We start from the raw sequence: 19,905 nt of genomic DNA, 5'->3' as shown, positions 1-19,905 counted from the left end.
GGATGCCATAACTGAATGAACATCCTTCAACAAGCTTACATTATTTTATTGATTCATCAAACATTGTTTAACAATGCTACTTACTTTTCCGTTATCAGCTTTGCCTTTAACTTTGGCTGTGGCAAGACCCATAACCTTTCCCATATCTTTCATAGATGTGGCACCGACTTGTTCGATTATCTCACGAATAATCTCAGATAGCTCTTCCTCTGAAAGTTGCTTAGGTAGGTATCCCTGGAGAACTGCAATCTCAGCTTGAGCATCAGCTACTAAATCTGGACGATTTCCTTTTTCGAAATCTGCAAGTGCATCTTTACGTTTTTTGATTTCTTGCATAATAATATCAAGAATTTGTTCTTCATCTACATCCTCGTGTGAGTCCTTTTCTTTTTGAAGAATGGCACCACGTACACTTTGGACTGTATTCTTGCGAAGTATATCTTTTACTTTCATAGCCTCTTTCATATCTGAAAGAAGTTGTTCTTTTAAAGACATTTCCATCATCCTCTAAAACAAGCCCACAGGCCTTACGGCCTATGGTAACTTGAAATAATTATAGTTAAAGAATTTCAATTAATATTGTTTATTCTTTTTACGTGCTGCTTCTGATTTCTTTTTACGTTTTACACTTGGTTTTTCATAGTGTTCTCTTTTGCGGATTTCTTGCATGATACCTGCTTTTGCACAGTTTCTTTTAAATCTACGAAGAGCGCTATCTAAAGATTCGTTTTCGCGAACTGTAACCTCTGACATTTCTTTTTCCCTCCCTCCGGTGCGATGTCGTGCTTTATGCATTTGTACGGAGAAAAGATTAAAGCACTACGTTAAATTATAGAGTGGTTTTGACATTTCGTCAAGTGTTTTTTAAAATTTTATACTAAAATTTAAGATTTTTATGCGTTCACTTGTTCTTTAATAACAGCCTTAGCTTTTTCTAAAGCCTCACCAATTTTTTGAATATTTTTACCTCCAGCTTGTGCCATATTTGGACGTCCGCCACCTTTTCCGTCTACAACTGCTGCTGTTTCAGAAATAATTTTTCCACAGTGTAGGCCAGCTTTTACAGCATCTGGAGTTGCCATTACAACAAGGTTCACTTTATCCTCTGCTGCGCTCATTAATACAACGATGCCTGATACAAGTTGATCTTTTAATGAGTCACCCATATTTTTAAGTGCATTCATATCTAAACCATCTACTTTAGTTGCAAGAACTTTAAATGCTCCTACTTCTTCAGCTTGGTCTAATAATGATTCTGCTTTGCTTGCTGCAATTTCAGATTTTAATTTTTCATTTTCTTTTTCAAGTGATTTAACTTCACTTACTACTGCTTCTACACGTTTTACAACGTCAGCTTTTTTAGCTTTTACAGCAGCTGCTACTTCATTTAAGCTATTTTCCATTTCTTGATAATAGTGAAGTGCGCCTCTACCTGTTACAGCTTCAATACGTCTTACACCTGCTGCTACACCTGTTTCAGAAATGATTTTGAAGGTACCGATAGCTGCTGTGTTTTGAAGGTGTGTACCACCACAGAACTCAATAGAGTAACCGCTCATGTTAACAACGCGTACAGTTTGTCCGTATTTTTCACCGAAGAGTGCCATAGCACCTAATTTTCTAGCTTCATCAATTGGCATTTCTTTCACTTCAATTGCTAAGCCTTCTAAGATTTTTTCATTTACTAAAGCTTCTACTTTTTCAATTTGTTCATATGTTAAAGCTTCGAAGTGTGTGAAGTCGAAACGTAAACGGTCTTTAGTTACATTTGAACCGGCTTGTTCAATGTGTCCACCAACTACTTCACGAAGCGCTTTTTGTAAAAGGTGAGTTGCACTATGGTTACGAGAAACGTCCATACGTATTGCTTTTTCTACTTCAAATGTGGCTTTTTGGCCTTTTTCAAGTGTACCTTCTACAACTTTTACATGATGTGCGAATTTACCACCAATTACTTTTGTTGTATTTGTAACGATACCTTTACCTGTAGCTGTTGTAATTGTTCCAAGGTCACCAGCTTGACCACCGCTTTCTGCGTAGAATGGTGTTTCACTTACAACAACATAGATTTCATCATCAGCTTTTGCTGCATCTAATAATGTTTCATCATTAGCAAGTACTTCTAATGTACCTTCTAAAGATGTCTCATGGTAACCTACGAATTTAGTTTTCATAGCAGGGTTCATTTGATTGAATACTGTTTCATCAGCCCCCATGTATTTAGATCCGCCACGTGCATCACGCGCTTTTTGACGTTGTGCGTCCATTTCTACTTTGAATTCTTCTTCATCAGCACTAAGTCCTTGTTCTTCTAAGATTTCACGTGTTAAATCAATAGGGAAACCATAAGTATCAGAGAGTGTGAAGCAAGCTTTACCATCTAATACAGTTTTGCCCTCTGTTTTCATTTCTTCAATGTGACTTTTTAAGATATTAAGACCACGGTCAATTGTTTCATTAAAGTTTTTCTCTTCTACTGTAAGAAGTTTAACAATGTATTCGAATTTATCTTCAAGTTCTGTGTATTCATGTTTAGAGTTTTCTACAACAGTTTTAACGAGTTCTTGTAAGAATAATCCTTGAATACCTAATAATTTTGCATGTCTTACAGCACGTCTAAGAAGTCTTCTCATAACGTATCCACGGCCTTCATTTGATGGAAGAACCCCATCAGCAGCCATAAATGTTACTGAACGAATGTGGTCAGTAATTACACGGATTGATACGTCTTTTTTGTATTCTTCGCCGTATGTTGCATTAGCAAGTTCACATACATGATCACGAATAGCTTTAATTGTATCAACATCAAAGATAGAACCTACACCTTGCATCATTGCAGCAAGTCTTTCAAGTCCCATACCTGTATCGATATTTTTTTGTGCAAGTGGTGTATAAGTTCCATCTTCATGACGCTCAAATTGTGTGAATACTAAGTTCCAGAATTCCATATAACGGTCACAATCGCAACCTACACCGCAGTCAGGACTATCACAACCATATTCTGGTCCACGGTCAAAGTAAATTTCTGAACATGGTCCACATGGTCCATCAATACCAGCTTCCCAGAAATTATCTTCTTTACCTAAGAATACAATGTGATCTTCTTTTACACCGATTTTGTTTTTCCAGATTTCAGCTGTTTCTTGATCTGCTTCGTATACAGAAACGTAAAGTCTTTCTATTGGAAGTTCAAGGTGTTTTGTTACGAATTCCCATGCCCATTTAATAGCTTCATCTTTGAAATAATCTCCAAATGAGAAGTTACCAAGCATTTCGAAGAATGTACCGTGACGAGCTGTTTTACCTACGTTTTCGATATCACCTGTACGGATACATTTTTGACATGTTGTCATTCTTCTTCTTGGTGGTTCTTCTTGACCTGTGAAGTAAGGTTTAAGTGGTGCCATACCTGCGTTAATTAATAATAAACTGTTATCATTGTGTGGTACTAATGGAAAGCTTTTTGCACGAAGGTGCATTTTACTTTCAAAAAATTTTAAGTACATTTCTCTAAGTTCGTTTAAACTATATTTTTTCATGTGTTCCTCCTAAGTTTTACTATTTATATTAACCTTTAAGGGCACATAGATATTCTTCTAAACACCAATGGTTTTCATACATTTTCCGAGCAGCTTTTTGCCCCACATATCTATAATGCCAAGGCTCATATGTAATTTGAGTAATTGTGACTTTATCTTTAGGATAGCGTAAAATAAGTCCATATTGATGACTATGTTGTAAAAGCCATTTACCTGTACTTGTTTGTTCAAAATCTGTCGTTAAGGGATCTGCTAAATCCTTCATTGACCAAACTGCTAAATCTACCGCTAGTCCTAATTGATGTTCGCTATGTCCAGGCATAGCTACTATCTGAGCCGCTTTTATTTTAGCTGCTTCATCATCTAAACCTTGTTCACCAAAATAATCTATCTTACGCATAAAAAGCTTTTCTTGATAAGCATAAGAACGGTAGCCACTAATAATGACTACTTGTTCTAGACCTAATTTGCAAAGTATATAATTGATACGACGTACTGCCCAAAAGACTTCTCGACAAAGCCATATTTTTGAAAAAGAATCTTGTATGAGATGCTGTGGTTTAAAGTCTTTATTTAAACTATGCTCATTATTCACTAACTGTAGTGTATTCATATTAACCTCCTGTAAATTAGGTTCATAAGCAAAAAAAACCTCTATCCCAAATTAGGGACGAGGTTTCTCGCGGTACCACCCTAGTTATATGCTTATAGCATATCACCTTAACGATTCATAACGAAATCACCCGAGTACCTCTACTACAAACAAAACTCATTTAACTAGGTTAACATTTGTACATTCAAAACACTTACTCCAAGTCTGCTTCTATAAATAGGTATTAGAAAGCTCACACCATTACTTTCCTCTCTGAAAACCCTTGTTTATATACTCCTTCTTTTCACTGTAGTTAATATATATATACGCTTCTTTTAGTGTATTTATTCTTTTTCTTATTCGATTATATGTAAAGTTTCATATTTTGTCAATAAAAGGCTGAAACTTTACATATGATTTATGTTAAATAATTTATTATTCAATAACGTGAATGAAAATACCACTACGTAATTTTGGTTCAAACCAAGTTGATTTAGGTGGCATAAGTAATTTAGCATCAGCTACTGCAATAAGTTCATCCATAGATGTAGGATACATACTAAAAGCAATATCCATATCTTCATCTGTACGTCTATTTAATTCTTCAAGTCCACGAATACCACCAATAAAGTCGATACGTTTGTCATTTTTAGGATCTTGAATATGAAATACTGGTGAAAGTACATTATCTTGTAATAATGCTACATCTAAGCAAGCTACTGGATCTGATTCATCTACAAATTCTGGTTTAATACTGAGCTTATACCATTTTTTGTTATAACGCATACCAAATGTATGACGTTCTATTGGGCGATATACATCCTCAGCTACTGCTTCTACAACGAATTTTTTACTAAGATAATCAAAGAAATCTTTTTCAGATAAACCACTTTCATCTTTAAGGACACGATTGTAATCCATAATGTAAAGTTGTTCTTTAGGGAACACTGTTGCTAAAAAGTATTGTGACTCTTCATTTTTTAAATGTGTACGTGCGACAGAAGCTGCTGCTGCTGCTCGGTGGTGTCCATCTGCTATATATAATGCATCTGTGTGCTCAAAGGCTGTTACAATGTTTTTAATTGTTTCTGGATGATTTACTTTGTAAACTTCATGACGCACACCATCATCAGAAGTAAAATCATAAAGTGGTGCTTGTGTACTTACATATTCTTTCATCCATAAAGTAACAAGGTCTAAATCTTTATAAGCTAAGAAAATAGGGCCTGTATGTGCATTACAAAAAGTAACATGATTAATACGATCTTGTTCTTTATCTGTACGGGTATTTTCATGTTTTTTAATAATTCCTTCATCATATTCTTTAGCAGAAACACAGCACACAAGACCATATTGACTTGTATAAGCATTTGTTAAACCATAAATATAAAGACTTGGTTCATCTTGTACAAAAACGCCTTCATTAATCATACGTTTTAATGTATCTCCAGCAAAGCGGAAAACTTCTGTATCATCTTTTGGATTTGTTACATGCATTTCTGGTTTATCAATATGTAAAAAAGAATAAGGATTCCCCTCTACACAAACTCTTGCTTCTTCTGTATTCATTACATCATAAGGTAATGCTGCTACCTTAGTTACTAAATCTGCCTGTGGTCTAAATGCACAAAAAGGTCTAATAGCTACCATAAATTTTCACCCATCCTTTGTAGTATATTTATTTCTATATTATTTATATAATAATATACATATCATAACATAAATAATAAAAATTTAGAATATTAATTATTTGTTTATATATAAAATATAATCACTTAAAGGATTTAATTCCGCTCATACTTCGTTTATAATAGTAATAAATTATAATTTATTTTCATAAGGAGTATAAATATGAAAGGTTGTATATTTTTTACACGTTTCTTCTTTTCACTACTTAGCACTATTCCTATGTTAAGAAAAGTAAAACGTCTTGAAAAGAAAGGTAATTTTGTAGAACGTGATGCGTATATTCATCGTGTTTCTACAAAATGGATGAAAGATAATGTCATTGCAACAGGTTCAACTGTTACAGTTAATGGATTAGAAAACTTACCACAAGACGAGGCTGTCGTTTATATTAGTAATCATCAAGGAAATTTTGATATTCCCTTACTTATGGGATATATTGATAGGCCAAAAGGATTTATTTCAAAAGTGGAAGTTCAAAAAATACCTATTATCAACAAATGGATGGAATACATCAATTGTGTATTTATGGATCGCTCTAATATGAGAGCATCTGCTAGTGCCATTATGGCAGGTATTAAACTTTTAAAAGAAGGACATAGTCTTGTCATTTTTCCAGAAGGAACACGCAGCAAAGGTGATCAAATGGGTGAATTCAAAAGCGGCAGCTTTAAACTTGCGACAAAATCAGGTGCACCCATTGTTCCTATTACAATTGATGGTTCCTATCATTTAATGGAGGAAAATGGCATTCAAAAAGGACATGTTACCCTTACTGTTCACCCAGCTATTCCAACAAAAGGTCTATCCAAAGAAGAACTTGCCGAACTTCCAGATAAAGTACATCAAATTATCGCTAGTGCTTTGCCTACACAATCTTAAATTAAATATAAATTTTGGTAAGTAACTATAAAAAAGTCTTAGAAAGATAGCGTTTTGCATCTATTCTAAGACTTTTTAATTAAACCGTATTTTCCTTTTCAATGATATGTTTTGCACAAAGATAAGCGGTTGAAAAGGCTGCTTGAATATTATATCCACCTGTATCGCCATCAACATCTAAAACTTCTCCTACAAAGTAAAGTCCTTTTTGTTTACGACTTTCCATGGTTGTAGGATTAACTTCTTTTAATTTTACTCCGCCTGTTGTTACCATGGCAATATGGAATCCACCTAATTCATTAATATGAAACGGACATTTAGTAAGCATTTGTACAAGTTGTTCACGTTGCTTTTTATTCACTTGTGCACAAGGTAAATGCTCATCTATTTCAATCGTTTCACACAGTACCTGATATAAATTGCGTGGTAATTTATATTGCTTAAGGAATGTAATGACTTCTTCTTTTCCACGATGCGCTAAATGAGCTGCAAAATATGCTTTTACGTCTTCATGAGTTTGTGGATATAAAAAGTTAACAGTGACTACATCCTTAGGATACATCCATCTTGAACTATTAATAATTACCGGGCCAGATAATCCTTTATGTGTAAAGAGTAAATCTCCTACATAGCTTTTGATTTTCTTTTGCTCATGCCAAATTGTAATCTCTGCATCTTTTGCAGATAAACCAGAAAGTACGCGATATTGCTTTTCTACAGTACGAATATCCGTTAAAGCTGGTCTTGGTTTCACAATAGTATGTCCTAATTTTTCTGCTAATATATATCCTAGTCCATCTGAGCCCATATGTTGATATGATTTACCTCCTGTTGCAATCACAACTTGATCACTAAAATAGCGTTTCCCACTTTCTGTTTCAACCGTAAATACATTATCATATACAGAGATATTTTGTACTTTCTCATTATATTTAAACTCTACATTTGCTTTTTGACATTTAAGTAATAAAGCATCAAGTACATCTATACTTTTCATACTCTTAGGGAATACTTTATTATTTGGAAATACTTGATATGCTACACCTGTAGACTCAAAAAATTTCATTGTATCTTTATTTGTAAATGTAGTAAGTGCTTTTTTTAAAAATTTTATTTTATCAGCATAGCAATCGAAAAAGTCTTCTATTGGTCCAGCATGTGTAAAATTACATTGTCCTGCACCTGAAATAAGAAGCTTACGACCTGCTACACTATTACGTTCTAATAATAACACATGTTTTTGGGATCTGCCTAGCTTTTGCGCAGCAAAAGACCAGCTGGACCTCCTCCAATGACAATTGTGTTGTAATGCATAGTAAGTCCTCCAATAAATATAGTCTTAGTTTTTATTATATCTAAACTTCATACATATGAAAAGCATTTTATACAAAAAAGAAAGTGTCACAAGATGATTTATCATCTCATGACACTCTTTTTAATGACTAGAAGCTAATACATGCTTATTTTGCCATAAATATTGGAATCCTGATACTAATGTTAATATAAGCGCCAAGTAAGCTAGTATAATTGCAAGTCCAGATAAAATAGTATTTGAAATTGGTATTAAATACACTATAATCATAGCCATTTGTATTACTGTCTTTACTTTACCTAAGTAATTGGCTGCAATAACTTTATTTTCACTTGCAGCTACAAGACGAATACCTGAAACCATGAATTCACGTAATAAAATAACTACTACAATCCATGCTGGTAAATGCCCTGCTGGTAAAATGCTTTGTGTGCCTAAGTCAACAATCGCAATCATTGCACCAGTTACAAGCATTTTATCGGCAAGTGGATCCATAAACTTTCCTAAATTTGTAACAAGATTAAGCTTACGGGCTAAATAACCATCTAAAAAATCTGTTAAACTTGCAATGATAAAGATAGCTAATGCTGTCCATAATGCTGCGTTTAGTGATAAGTTAAGTGGAAACCAAATAATTCCCATAAATACAAAAACTAATACGATACGTAATGTCGTTAGTTTATTAGCAATGTTCATCTATAATCTCTCCAATTAGATCGTAGTCATTCGCACCTGTAATACGTACATCTACATAATCACCAGAAATAAGTTCCCCTTCGTATTCTACGAATACTTCCCCATCAATATCTGGTGCATCTTGATAAGTACGTCCGATGTAAACGTCCTCGTCTGTAATTTTTCCTTCAATTAATACTTTCATTTCCTTGCCAACTTTAGCAGCTGTTAATTCTTGAGAAATACCATGTTGAAGTGCCATAATAGCATCACGGCGTTTAACTTTAACTTTTTCATTGATTTGATCTTCGAACTTAGCAGCTGGTGTACCTTCTTCTTGAGAATAAGTAAATACTCCAAGACGATCAAAACGTGTTTCTTTAACGAAATCATAAAGAATATTGAAATCTTCTTCTGTTTCTCCAGGGAAACCAACGATTAATGTTGTACGAATTACAATCTCTGGAATTTCACGGCGTAATTTAGCCATTGTTTCTCTTAACATTTCAAGAGAGCTTTTTCTTGCCATACGTTTAAGTACAGATGTTGAAGCATGTTGAATAGGAATATCTAAGTATTTACATACTTTAGGATTTGTTTTGATTTCTTCAATTAATTCATCTGTGATGCTCTCTGGATAACAGTAAAGTACGCGAATCCATTCAATGCCTTCTACAGTGCTTAATTCACGTAAAAGCTTTGCAAGTGATACATCTTCTAAATCACTACCATATTCTGTTGTATCTTGTGCAACTAAAATAATTTCTGATACACCATCTTTAGCAAGTTGTTCTACTTCTTTTTTGATTTTGTCCATATGACGGCTTCTGTATTTACCACGCAATTTAGGGATGATACAGTAAGTACAATGTTTATCACAGCCTTCTGAAATTTTAACATAAGCAAAATAACCTGCCGTTGTTAAAATACGTGGCATTTCATCTAACATTTCACGGTCAATAAGGTCGAATGATTGTATACGAAGCCCTTTTTGTTCTAAAATCCCATTTGCAATTTCTACAATTTTATCATACGAAGTAGTTCCCACTACTGCATCTACTTCTGGAATTTCATCTAAAATTTCTTGTTTGTAACGTTGTGCCATGCAACCTGTTACAATAAGTGCTTTACAGTTTCCTGTTTCTTTATATCTTGCAACTTCTAAGATATTTTCAATACTTTCTTTCTTAGCATCTTCAATGAAACAACATGTATTAACAACGACAACATCCGCTTTATCTTCGTCGCCTGTTAAAGAGAAACCTCCTTGATTTAATAATCCTAACATATGTTCACTATCAACTAAATTTTTATCGCATCCAAGAGATACGAATGATACTAAATAATTCAAATTAATGCTCCTTCATGTGTTTATTTTTCAGCTGCCAATACACAGTTATGCATAAGCATAGCAATTGTCATAGGTCCAACGCCACCAGGTACTGGTGTGATATAAGAAGCTTTCTTTTCACAAGCTTTAAAGTCTACATCTCCGCAGAGTTTGCCATTTTCTAAGCGGTTAATCCCTACATCAATAATTGCTGCACCTTCTTTAATCATATCCCCTTTAATGAAATTAGGAATACCAACTGCAGCAACAACAATATCTGCAGTTTGAACAACCTCTTTTAAATTTTGTGTACGTGAGTGACAGATAGTAACTGTACCATGTTCGCGTAATAAAAGCAAGCTTACAGGTTTACCAACAATATTACTACGTCCTACTACAACACAATTTTTTCCAGCAATTTCAATGTTATAACGTTTTAAAAGTTCAATAACACCAGCTGGTGTACAAGAAACAAATCCTTTTAGTCCGATACTTAATGCGCCTACACTTTGTGGATGGAAACCATCTACGTCTTTTTCTGGTGAAATGCGTAAAATAACTTTTTGTTCATCTAAGTGTTTTGGAAGTGGTAATTGCACTAAAATCCCATGTACATTAGGATCTGCATTTAAAGTATCAATAAATCCTAAAAGTTCGGCTTCACTTGTTTCACTTGGTAATTCATAGCTAAATGATTTGATACCTACAAATTCACAAGCTGTTTTTTATTACGTACATAAACTTGAGAAGCACTATTATCACCAACTAAAATAACTGCAAGTCCTGGCTCGATACCTTCTGCTTTTAGGCTATTTACTTTTTCTCTAAGTTCTTCTTTGATTTGTGTTGCAATAAGTTTTCCATCAATTAGTTTTGCCATTTGTTTCTCCCCTTATCAGTTTTATTTAAGTTAATTTATAATTTAACAAGTTACCTCTTGTTTATCAAACAAGAGGTAACTTGTTAATAAATATCCTACAATGACAACAAATTATCCTAGAATAATCCTGTTATAATACCATTACTATTAATATCAATTTGTTCAGCTGCAGGTTTTTTAGGTAATCCTGGCATTATCATAACACTACCTGTTAAAGCGACAATAAAACCAGCTCCTGCTGATATTCTAAGCTCTCTAATAGTTGTTGTAAAGCCTGTAGGTCTTCCTAAAGCTGTAGGATCATCAGAGAATGAATATTGATTTTTTGCCATACAAACTGGTAAATGTGAAAGGCCGATTGATTCAATTTTGGCAAGTTCTTTTAATGCTTTTGGTTCGAAAGCAACTTGCTCAGCACCGTATATTGTTTTAGCGATTTTTTCAATTTTTTCTTTAATGCTTAAATCATCTTCATAAAGCATGTGGAAATCACTTGGTTTATTTTCTAAAGCTTCTACAACTTTAGCCGCAAGTTCAAGTCCACCTTCGCCGCCTTTTTCCCAAACGTTTGCGAGGGCAAATGTACAACCTTTTGCTTCACATGCTGTTTTTACAAAATCTTTTTCTGCCTCTGTATCAGATACAAATGCATTAAGTGTTACAATAACTGGTACACCATAGCCTTGAAGATTTTCAATATGTTTTTCAAGATTGCTAAATCCTGTTTCAAGCGCTTTAAGATTTTCTTGTTGTAAATCAGCTTTTTGTACGCCCCCATTATATTTAAGGGCACGAATTGTTGTTACAAGTACGACTGCATCTGGTTTAAGATTTGCTTTACGACATTTAATATCAAAAAATTTCTCAGCACCTAAGTCGGCACCAAACCCTGCTTCTGTAATTGTAATATCCCCAAGTTTCATTGCAAGTTTAGTTGCCATTACACTATTGCAACCATGTGCAATATTAGCAAATGGACCACCATGCATAACAACAGGTGTATTTTCTAATGTTTGCACAAGATTTGGTTTAATGGCATCTTTTAATAAAGCTGTCATAGCACCTTGTGCATTTAAGTCTCCTGCTGTTACTGGTTCACCTTTAAAATTATAACCGATGATAATTTGACTGATTTTTTCTTTTAAATCATCAAGACTGGTCGCCAAACATAAAATTGCCATAATTTCAGAAGCTACAGTAATCATGAAACCATCTTGACGTGGCATACCGTTTACTGGTCCACCCAGTCCTACAACTATTTCACGAAGTGCACGATCATTCATATCCACGCAACGTTTCCAAGTAATTGTGCGGCAATCAATACCTAATGCATTACCTTGATGAATATGATTATCAATCATTGCAGCAAGTAAATTGTTTGCTGCCCCTATTGCATGAATATCTCCTGTAAAATGAAGATTGATATCTTCCATTGGTACAACCTGCGCATAACCGCCTCCAGCTGCACCACCTTTAATACCCATACAAGGTCCAAGAGAAGGTTCACGAAGTGCAATAATTGCATTTTTACCCATTTTACATAATGCTTGCCCTAAACCTACTGTTACAGTTGTTTTACCTTCTCCTGCTGGTGTTGGGTTTGTTGCAGTAACTAAAACCAATTTACCATCTTCTTTAGATTCTAGACTTTGGATTAATTCATATGAAAGCTTGGCTTTATACTTTCCATAAAGCTCTAAATAGTCTTCATTAATCCCTGCTTTTTGTGCTACTTGTGTAATTGGTAACATTTCTGCTGCTTGTGCAATTTGAATATCAGTTTTCATAACAATCTCCTTCACCATAATGATTCATTTTATTATAAAACGCGTCGCGGCTTACTACCCTCATCTGGTCCTACAACGCCTCTTGCTTCTAAGGCATCCATTAATCGGGCTGCACGATTAAATCCAATTCTAAAATAACGTTGTAACATCGAAATTGAAAGCTTTTCTTTCCCTGCTGCAAATGCAACTGCATCTTCAATCAGTTCATCTTCATCTTGTCCTTCAGCTGTAGGTGCTGTGGTAATTTCTAGAGTTTGAATCACTGATTCTTCATAGCTAACATCATCTGTACGAATAGCATTTACAATGCTTTCGACTTCTTTATCAGAAATAAAAGCACCTTGGATACGAATTGGTTTAGATTCACCTACTGGATAAAAGAGCATATCCCCTTTCCCTAGCAGTTTTTCTGCACCAGTCATATCTAAAATTGTACGTGAGTCAGTTCCTGAAGATACGGCAAATGCAAGTCTTGATGGAATATTAGCCTTAATAACCCCGGTAATAACATCAACAGATGGTCTTTGGGTCGCAATGACAAGGTGAATTCCAGCAGCACGAGCCATTTGTGCTAAACGACAAATCGCATCTTCTACTTCTTTTGCACCTGTCATCATTAAGTCTGCAAGCTCATCAATAATAATAACAATCTGAGGCAGTTTAGCTGTTTCATCAAATTGTTTTTCATTGTATCCCTTCATATCACGTACATTATTTTCAGCAAATAAATTATAACGATGTGTCATTTCATTAACAGCCCAAAAAAGTGCACCTGCAGCCTTTTTAGGATCTGTTACAACTGGAATAAGTAAGTGTGGGATACCATTGTAAACACTAAGTTCTACAACTTTGGGGTCAATCATAATGAGTTTAACCTCATCTGGTCGTGCTTTATACAAAATACTTGTAATTAACGTATTAATGCAAACACTTTTCCCTGAACCTGTTGCACCAGCAATAAGAATATGTGGCATTTTAGCGATATCTGTCACAATTGGTTTACCAGCAATATCTTTCCCTAAAGCAAATGCCAATTTAGAAGGATATGCAACAAAGCGATCCGAATCAATAACATCTCTTAAATAAACTACTTCACTGCTATCATTAGCAACCTCAATCCCTACTGCTGCTTTTCCTGGAATAGGTGCTTCAATACGAATATTAGGTGCTGCTAAGTTTAATGCAATATCATCCGCTAAATTTACAATTTTACTTACTTTTACGCCTTGTTTAGGTTGAAGCTCGTAGCGTGTAACAGCCGGTCCCTTATGTATTTGTGTTACTTTAGCCTCTACCCCAAAACTTGCTAATGTTTCTTCTAATTTTTTGGCATTACTAATAGATTTCTTTGTCGCATCTTTGCTATGTGGTACTTGCACTTTGTTTAATAGTTCAACAGGTGGAAAAACATATTCTTTAGGCATCTGTATCTCATTTGATGACATTTGGGTATCACTTTGCATAGGTGATTGTTCAGCTTTATTTGCACTTTCCATATCCACTACTTCATGTTTTATACCCAAATCAAGTGGCATATCTCTTCCCGGAACAGAACAATTAGGCTGCTCATGGGCCATTTGTTCTTCCTCTGGTGCATATTGCTGCACAGGTATATTAGCCTCGGATTCAAATACTTCCTGCTCCATAGCATTTTCATAATGAGACTGGTAACTTGGTGTTTCATTCACTTCTGTTTGATGTATCTCATCCAAATCATAATCTGAAGCATTATAAACTGGAATTTCTTCAAAATAATGCTCTGCTTTCTCTTGTCTTGGTGCTTCGTTTAAATGTCCTACATGGATTTTAGGCTGATGATTTGTTTCATGATGTGCATGTAAATCATCTTTCATTGCCATGAAAAATTGTCCACATTGTTCATGAATCCAAGAGAAAATCGGAAACTGTGTGACAATTAATAACCATACGCCGCTACACACCCCTAAAACAACATACGTACCATATAATCCAAATAGACTTAAAAATAAATAGCCTAATGTAGCACCTATGAAACCACCATTATACCATGCTGCATTTTCAATAAAATACATTGACCATAAAAAGATATCTGTTGTTTCTGTGTAACAAAGTACGTGGAAAAAGGTCACTAGAATTAAGAGAAAATTGAGTGAATAGATCGTAGTTTGTACCACACGTTTCATATTACCTTGTATATAAAATACCCCAATTCCTACAACAATTACTGGAATAATATAGCCACCTATTCCAAATAGTCCAATGAATACGGTACGAATCACTTCACCTACCAGTCCTGATTTAGAAGTAAATAACCCAATAAGAATAAGTAAACTAATGCCTACCATACAAATTCCGACAATCTCTTTTGAAATTGGCGAATGGGTATTACTTTTGTGTACTGGTCTTTTCTTGACATTTTTCGTCCCGGATTTTGGACTACCCTTTTTTTTCTTTTTATTCATTTGTCATAACCCCTTTATCTAATGTGTCATACCCCCATATATGTAAATAACATGGAGTATCTCAAAGTATAAACTTTAAGATAACTCCATTTTTATATTATAGCAGTTTTCCCATTATTTGATAAGAGCGTTTTCAAGCAAAGTCCCTGGTTGTAAATTTATTTTTAGAAAATCATTAGGATTTGTAGAATAAATGCGTTCAACAACATATCCTTCTATTGTCTTACACGCCAAAATATCAATGCCATCATAATTTAGTTCTACATATTGGGTAGGCTCATCTAAACCATAAACTGGTGCGACTGAATACATCATATATTTTCACCTGCTTCAGCTTCTTGAATTAAACTGTGAAGTTTATTCATTGCTTGAGTAAGTCCCCCTACCTCATCAATGATTTTTTCTTTAACAGCTTCTTCTCCAACTAAAATCGTTCCTACATCACGTGCTAATTTTCCTACACTCAACATTAGTTCGCGGAAACGCGCTTCTTCAATATTTGAGTTTTTAGCTACAAATGCAACAATACGTTCTTGCATCTGGTCAAAAAATTCAAAAGTTTGTTGCACACCAATAACTGTCCCACTCATTCTTACAGGATGAATAGTCATTGTTGCTGTAGGTGTAATAAAAGAGTAATTACTTGCTACTGCAATAGGGACACCTATAGAATGTGCTCCCCCTAATACTAATGAAACAACAGGTTTATTAATAGATGCTATAAGCTCAGCAAGTGCTAAGCCCGCTTCTACATCCCCACCTACTGTATTTAAAATAACTAAAATCCCTTTAATTTGGGGATTATCACATAAGCCGACAATCTGTGGAATAAGATGTTCATACTTTGTGGTTTTATTTTGAGGCGGTAAGCTCATATGTCCCTCTACCTGCCAATAATGGTAATACAATGAATTGGACTTTCACCCTCTTTATTAGGTGGTAATTGCCCAAACTCTTTAATATTTTCCACAGTATTTTCAGGCGTTACAGGTGGCGGATTATTTCCTCCATTTTGATTTTGCCCATTATTTTTAGGAGGTGCTGGTACTTGAGCCGGTTTATCTTTATCATTTTGCATAGACTTGTTCCTTTCACATAAACTTTATGTTTAGTATGCAAAAAACAAGCTTTATTCATTCACTAAAGTTTAAATTCATCATGTAACACAGTAATTGCTTTAGAAACTTCAGATTCCTTAATTAAACACGCAATAGTTGTTAAAGAATCTGCTGTTTGTAAGATTTCAATATTAGCATTTGCAAGTGCTTTAATAATGCGGGCCATTACGCCTGGAACACCTGTCATGCGTTCACCGATTGCAGTTACTTTCGCACATCCTGCAGTAACAGTATATTGATAGCATAACCCTTTTAATAATGTTTCTAAAGCTTCTTGATCTTCACCATCTATTGTAAAAATTTTAGTTTTAGGAAAAATATTAATAAGATCAATACTAATATGTTCCTCTGCCATTTTTTCTAAAATACCTTCTGATACTAAAATATCTTCTTCAATTGTAAATTGTACACGATTATTACGATTAGCCACACTTGTAATCACTGTATGTGTTTTGGGTAAATGTGCGCCCTCTACACTTTGTACAATATAAGTTCCTTCTGCTTCTGAAAAAGTATTTTTAATAACGATTGGAATATTCGCACGCATTGCATACTCTACAGCACGTGGGTGAATAACTTTTGCCCCGTTGTCAGCCATTTGGAATACTTCTGTATAGCTAATTGCTGGGATAAAACTTGCTTTTTCACAAACACGTGGGTCCGCAGTCATAATACCATCTACATCTGTAAAGATTTCAATGCGACTTGCCTTTACTGCAGCACCTAACATAGAAGCGGTTGTATCACTCCCCCCTCTTCCAAGTGTTGTCACTTCACCTTCTACAGTCATACCTTGGAATCCAGCAACAACTGGCACAATGCCCTCTTCTATAGCTGCTAATAATGCTTCTGGTTTAGCATAAAGCAAATCAGCTTGTTTATGATAACAATCTGTAATAATTCCTGCTTGCCCACCTGTAAAAGCTTTTGCTTTTATTCCGCAAGTATTTAATTTAGTTACCATCGTTACAGCTGAAATAATTTCGCCACACGCTAAAAGCATATCATATTCTCTATCCGTCATGTGACCTGCTGTTTGACTGACAAAGTCAATCAGTGTATCTGTAGCATAAGGTGACCCTTTTCGACCAATAGCTGATACAACAACTACTGGTATTTCGTCTTTAGATAAAGCTAATTTTATTTTGTCTACTACTTTTTCGCGACTTTCTTCTGTTGCGACAGAAGTCCCTCCAAATTTTTGAACAATGATTTGCATAAGTTTTCTGTCCTTTCAAATGTATACTTCTAATGTCAATATATGTTAGTTTTCCTTATTTAGATACGCTTCTAACGCTTTTGATAATTGATCTGGCAAGATGTCCCTCTGCCACGACAATCAATCCCCTTAAGTCTTTTCACTGCTTCTTGTACTTTCATCCCTTTGAGAAGTGCTGTAAGTCCTAAAGTATTTCCAGGGCATCCTCGTACAAATTCAACATTTTCAATAATACCATCTTTTACTTCAAAATTGATTTCAGTTGAACATACACCTGATGTTTTATAAGTTTCCATTTTGTTCACTCCTTGTTTGTGTTATGATAATCTTAAGTATTATATCATAACACAAGATGACTTTAAAGTTTGAGTAAGGTCAATCATTGTTAAATATTGGTTTTCTAACATGATAATTATTTATAGATATAATCAAATTTGAAATAAAGGACGGATGATATGAGTATTACATTTAATCATACAATTATCCATGTATTAGACCTTTCAATGGGCATGCCTATTTTATCTACAGAGCTACTTGCACTGAATGATGAAACAGAAAGTTTTATTACAAAACATTTAGTAAAAATTTTTGAAAGCAGTGCCACATGTAGTGCCGTTTTTAAGGGAGAATCTGCTTTTAAAAAATCTTTGAAGTACCACTTACAGAAGATAACTTCTTAGGACTTTCAAATGATTTAGCTGATTTATATTTTAAATATATGGTTGAATATGGCACTATTCCTAGTGGAGATTTAATTGTAACTGACTTTACAATGGATGGTGTTAACCACTTAGGCATATTAAAGCTTAATTATAAAGAAGAATATACACACTTTGTTGAAAATAGTGAATCAGGCGTAAGTGCACGTATTATTAAACATAAAGGAATCTTCCCACCTACGAGTAAACAAGTAGATGAGGGACTCATTATTAATATGGAAACAAAGGATGTAGCACTTTTAGACGCTACTAAAAGTAAGTATCTTTCACTACTCTATGATTTAGAACCTAAAATGTCCGTTAAAGAAACAATCAAAGCCATTGAGAAAGTAGCGGCTAAAGTTATTGATGAACATTTTGATAATCCATTAAATGCAATGACTGAACTTAAAACAAATATTTCTGAAAGTATTTCACGTACAAGTTCTATTCCTGTACAAGAAATTATGGAACAAACTTTTGGAGATGATATTGAAGTTTTTGAAAGCTGTATGGAACATATGGAAGAAATGGGCATTAAAGAAAGTAAAATTGAAGTAGTTGATTCTAAAATCAGTAACAAGTTCTCTTCTCAAAAACTTAAAACAGATACAGGTATTGAATTAAAATTCCCTACTCACTTATTTAAAGATCCTGATTTTATTGAGATTGTTAATGAACCAGATGGAACTATTTCCATAGTCCTCAAACATATTTCACAAATTATTAATAAATAGTTTTGAGGATAAAGTCTAAAAATCACCCAAAAGAACATATGTTTGATTTATTAATAGGTCTATGCTATAATTAAAAAAATTATAGGATGAAATAGAGGGATACTATGAATGAGCAAAAATTAACGGCCAAACAACAACAAATATTAACTTGCATAAAAGATACTTTAAAAGATAAAGGTTATCCACCTTCAGTACGTGAAATTTGCCTTGCTGTAGGCCTTAGCTCTACTTCTACAGTACACAGTCATCTAAACAGCTTAGAGAAAAAAGGATATATTCGTCGTGACCCTAGTAAACCAAGAACAATTGAAATATTAGAGGAAACTAATAATTGGCTAGATGAACATGTAACACCTGTTCCAATCATTGGTAAAGTAACTGCGGGTGCACCTATTTTAGCCGAACAAAATATAGATGAGTATTTTCCACTTCCTAATCATATGGTGCGTTATGAAAATACTTATATGTTACGTGTTTCAGGTACAAGTATGATTAATGCTGGTATTTTAGATGGCGATTTAATTATTGTACGCCAACAAAACAATGCTCAAAATGGTGATATTGTTGTGGCACAAGTTGAAGAAGACGGATTTACAGTTAAACGATTTTTTAAAGAAAAAATTATTTCAGACTACAGCCTGAAAATGATGCCATGGAACCTATAATTTGTACCCATGTTAATATTTTAGGAAAAGTAATTGGTCTCTTCCGTGAGTTTTAGAAGCTCAGGGAAAATAAAAATACACTGTTTGATTATAATTTTCATTAGGATCAAACAGTGTATTTTTTATGATACATTCTAAGTCTTGCTTCATTTAATTTTCTTTTACCTTTTCTAAACTTCACTCTATATACTTCTTTATTTTCTTACTTTTCTAAAAACAACTCATACTTATCCTCTAAGCATGAGTTAGGCATAGCCTTATAAAATAGCCTCCTGATGCTTTATAAGCTTTAAAGAATCTATTTCCTAACTTAAATCACCGTACTCGTTTTAACCGAACTAGAC

16 protein-coding genes, 3 pseudogenes and 1 other annotated feature are annotated in these 19,905 nt (G+C 34.2%); of the genes and pseudogenes, 3 read left to right on the top strand and 16 right to left on the bottom strand.

Translation table 11 applies throughout. The annotated features are described in order from the left end of the window. Positions 1-45: 45 nt before the first annotated feature. The 5 genes from JCM14822_RS15265 to JCM14822_RS15245 form a co-directional block, all read right to left on the bottom strand. Entirely contained in the window at positions 46-495 is a 450-nt protein-coding gene (locus JCM14822_RS15265; protein WP_054743202.1) for a GatB/YqeY domain-containing protein, read from the bottom strand. A 78-nt stretch (positions 496-573) separates the two neighbouring features. After that, positions 574-753 (bottom strand): 30S ribosomal protein S21, encoded by a 180-nt coding sequence (gene rpsU / locus JCM14822_RS15260; protein ID WP_013657175.1) that lies wholly within the window; start codon positions 751-753, stop codon positions 574-576. 140 nt (positions 754-893) lie between these two features. Next, positions 894-3,539, bottom strand: a complete 2,646-nt coding sequence (alaS, locus tag JCM14822_RS15255) for an alanine--tRNA ligase (protein WP_054743201.1) — start codon at positions 3,537-3,539, stop codon at positions 894-896. A gap of 28 nt (positions 3,540-3,567) precedes the next feature. Further along, positions 3,568-4,152 carry a M15 family metallopeptidase gene (locus tag JCM14822_RS15250; RefSeq protein WP_054743200.1) on the bottom strand — a complete coding sequence of 195 codons (585 nt, stop codon included), beginning with the start codon at positions 4,150-4,152 and terminating at the stop codon, positions 3,568-3,570. Positions 4,153-4,202: 50 nt separating this feature from the next. Further along, positions 4,203-4,448: a binding site (T-box leader), on the bottom strand. A 118-nt stretch (positions 4,449-4,566) separates the two neighbouring features. Then, complete coding sequence (locus JCM14822_RS15245) at positions 4,567-5,781, bottom strand: DUF1015 domain-containing protein (protein ID WP_054743199.1); 1,215 nt, start codon at positions 5,779-5,781, stop codon at positions 4,567-4,569. 201 nt (positions 5,782-5,982) lie between these two features. Between JCM14822_RS15245 and JCM14822_RS15240 the strand changes: the two genes are divergently transcribed. After that, entirely contained in the window at positions 5,983-6,699 is a 717-nt protein-coding gene (locus tag JCM14822_RS15240) for a lysophospholipid acyltransferase family protein (RefSeq protein ID WP_054743198.1), read from the top strand. Between the two features lie 79 nt (positions 6,700-6,778). Here the strand turns inward: JCM14822_RS15240 and JCM14822_RS15235 are convergent, their stop codons facing one another. The 11 genes and pseudogenes from JCM14822_RS15235 to JCM14822_RS15190 all read right to left on the bottom strand — a co-directional run bounded on the left by JCM14822_RS15235 (position 6,779) and on the right by JCM14822_RS15190 (position 17,757). Further along, the gene (locus JCM14822_RS15235) at positions 6,779-8,032 is read right to left on the bottom strand and encodes a BaiN/RdsA family NAD(P)/FAD-dependent oxidoreductase (protein WP_083461497.1); all 1,254 of its coding nucleotides are present in this window, start codon (positions 8,030-8,032) and stop codon (positions 6,779-6,781) included. 102 nt (positions 8,033-8,134) lie between these two features. Further along, positions 8,135-8,707, bottom strand: a complete 573-nt coding sequence (gene pgsA / locus JCM14822_RS15230) for a CDP-diacylglycerol--glycerol-3-phosphate 3-phosphatidyltransferase (RefSeq protein WP_054743196.1) — start codon at positions 8,705-8,707, stop codon at positions 8,135-8,137. Continuing rightward, positions 8,694-10,037 carry a 30S ribosomal protein S12 methylthiotransferase RimO gene (rimO, locus tag JCM14822_RS15225; RefSeq protein ID WP_054743195.1) on the bottom strand — a complete coding sequence of 448 codons (1,344 nt, stop codon included), beginning with the start codon at positions 10,035-10,037 and terminating at the stop codon, positions 8,694-8,696. The genes pgsA and rimO overlap by 14 nt, the downstream gene beginning before the upstream one ends. 20 nt (positions 10,038-10,057) lie before the next feature. Beyond that, positions 10,058-10,896 (bottom strand): annotated as a pseudogene (gene folD, locus JCM14822_RS15220) (bifunctional methylenetetrahydrofolate dehydrogenase/methenyltetrahydrofolate cyclohydrolase FolD). A gap of 116 nt (positions 10,897-11,012) precedes the next feature. Beyond that, the gene (locus tag JCM14822_RS15215) at positions 11,013-12,683 is read right to left on the bottom strand and encodes a formate--tetrahydrofolate ligase (RefSeq protein WP_054743194.1); all 1,671 of its coding nucleotides are present in this window, start codon (positions 12,681-12,683) and stop codon (positions 11,013-11,015) included. A 32-nt stretch (positions 12,684-12,715) separates the two neighbouring features. Then, the gene (locus JCM14822_RS22725) at positions 12,716-15,124 is read right to left on the bottom strand and encodes an FtsK/SpoIIIE family DNA translocase (protein ID WP_054743193.1); all 2,409 of its coding nucleotides are present in this window, start codon (positions 15,122-15,124) and stop codon (positions 12,716-12,718) included. 114 nt (positions 15,125-15,238) lie between these two features. Then, positions 15,239-15,439, bottom strand: coding sequence for a YlzJ-like family protein (locus tag JCM14822_RS15205; protein ID WP_054743192.1), 201 nt, complete (start codon positions 15,437-15,439; stop codon positions 15,239-15,241). Then, positions 15,436-15,999 carry a ClpP family protease gene (locus JCM14822_RS15200; protein ID WP_330377592.1) on the bottom strand — a complete coding sequence of 188 codons (564 nt, stop codon included), beginning with the start codon at positions 15,997-15,999 and terminating at the stop codon, positions 15,436-15,438. The genes JCM14822_RS15205 and JCM14822_RS15200 overlap by 4 nt, the downstream gene beginning before the upstream one ends. A gap of 8 nt (positions 16,000-16,007) precedes the next feature. After that, entirely contained in the window at positions 16,008-16,202 is a 195-nt protein-coding gene (locus JCM14822_RS24095; protein ID WP_330377591.1) for a hypothetical protein, read from the bottom strand. Between the two features lie 62 nt (positions 16,203-16,264). Continuing rightward, positions 16,265-17,461, bottom strand: a complete 1,197-nt coding sequence (gene dapG / locus JCM14822_RS15195) for an aspartate kinase (RefSeq protein WP_054743191.1) — start codon at positions 17,459-17,461, stop codon at positions 16,265-16,267. Between the two features lie 71 nt (positions 17,462-17,532). Then, positions 17,533-17,757 carry a TIGR03905 family TSCPD domain-containing protein gene (locus JCM14822_RS15190; protein WP_330377590.1) on the bottom strand — a complete coding sequence of 75 codons (225 nt, stop codon included), beginning with the start codon at positions 17,755-17,757 and terminating at the stop codon, positions 17,533-17,535. A gap of 159 nt (positions 17,758-17,916) precedes the next feature. On the opposite strand from JCM14822_RS15190, the pseudogene JCM14822_RS15180 reads away from it, so the two are divergent. Together JCM14822_RS15180 and lexA are read left to right on the top strand one after the other, a co-directional pair. After that, a pseudogene (locus tag JCM14822_RS15180) lies at positions 17,917-18,896 on the top strand (nucleoid-associated protein). A gap of 104 nt (positions 18,897-19,000) precedes the next feature. After that, positions 19,001-19,617, top strand: a pseudogene (gene lexA / locus JCM14822_RS15175) (transcriptional repressor LexA). Positions 19,618-19,905 lie beyond the last annotated feature (288 nt).

The organism is Cellulosilyticum ruminicola JCM 14822, assembly GCF_001311925.1.
Taxonomy (GTDB): Bacteria; Bacillota; Clostridia; order Lachnospirales; family Cellulosilyticaceae; genus Cellulosilyticum; species Cellulosilyticum ruminicola.
Note: the sequence above shows the minus strand (reverse complement) of the source record. Positions and strands in the feature narration are given on the sequence as shown.

Coding starts and splice junctions, on each gene's coding strand:
- JCM14822_RS15215 (WP_054743194.1), bottom strand. CDS start 12,683: ATGAAAACTGATATTCAAATTGCACAAGCAGCAGAAATGTTACCAATT.
- JCM14822_RS15200 (WP_330377592.1), bottom strand. CDS start 15,999: ATGAGCTTACCGCCTCAAAATAAAACCACAAAGTATGAACATCTTATT.
- JCM14822_RS15190 (WP_330377590.1), bottom strand. CDS start 17,757: ATGGAAACTTATAAAACATCAGGTGTATGTTCAACTGAAATCAATTTT.
- alaS (WP_054743201.1), bottom strand. CDS start 3,539: ATGAAAAAATATAGTTTAAACGAACTTAGAGAAATGTACTTAAAATTT.
- JCM14822_RS15245 (WP_054743199.1), bottom strand. CDS start 5,781: ATGGTAGCTATTAGACCTTTTTGTGCATTTAGACCACAGGCAGATTTA.
- JCM14822_RS15205 (WP_054743192.1), bottom strand. CDS start 15,439: ATGATGTATTCAGTCGCACCAGTTTATGGTTTAGATGAGCCTACCCAA.
- JCM14822_RS24095 (WP_330377591.1), bottom strand. CDS start 16,202: ATGCAAAATGATAAAGATAAACCGGCTCAAGTACCAGCACCTCCTAAA.
- pgsA (WP_054743196.1), bottom strand. CDS start 8,707: ATGAACATTGCTAATAAACTAACGACATTACGTATCGTATTAGTTTTT.
- JCM14822_RS15250 (WP_054743200.1), bottom strand. CDS start 4,152: ATGAATACACTACAGTTAGTGAATAATGAGCATAGTTTAAATAAAGAC.
- JCM14822_RS15240 (WP_054743198.1), top strand. CDS start 5,983: ATGAAAGGTTGTATATTTTTTACACGTTTCTTCTTTTCACTACTTAGC.
- JCM14822_RS22725 (WP_054743193.1), bottom strand. CDS start 15,124: ATGAATAAAAAGAAAAAAAAGGGTAGTCCAAAATCCGGGACGAAAAAT.
- JCM14822_RS15265 (WP_054743202.1), bottom strand. CDS start 495: ATGTCTTTAAAAGAACAACTTCTTTCAGATATGAAAGAGGCTATGAAA.
- rpsU (WP_013657175.1), bottom strand. CDS start 753: ATGTCAGAGGTTACAGTTCGCGAAAACGAATCTTTAGATAGCGCTCTT.
- dapG (WP_054743191.1), bottom strand. CDS start 17,461: ATGCAAATCATTGTTCAAAAATTTGGAGGGACTTCTGTCGCAACAGAA.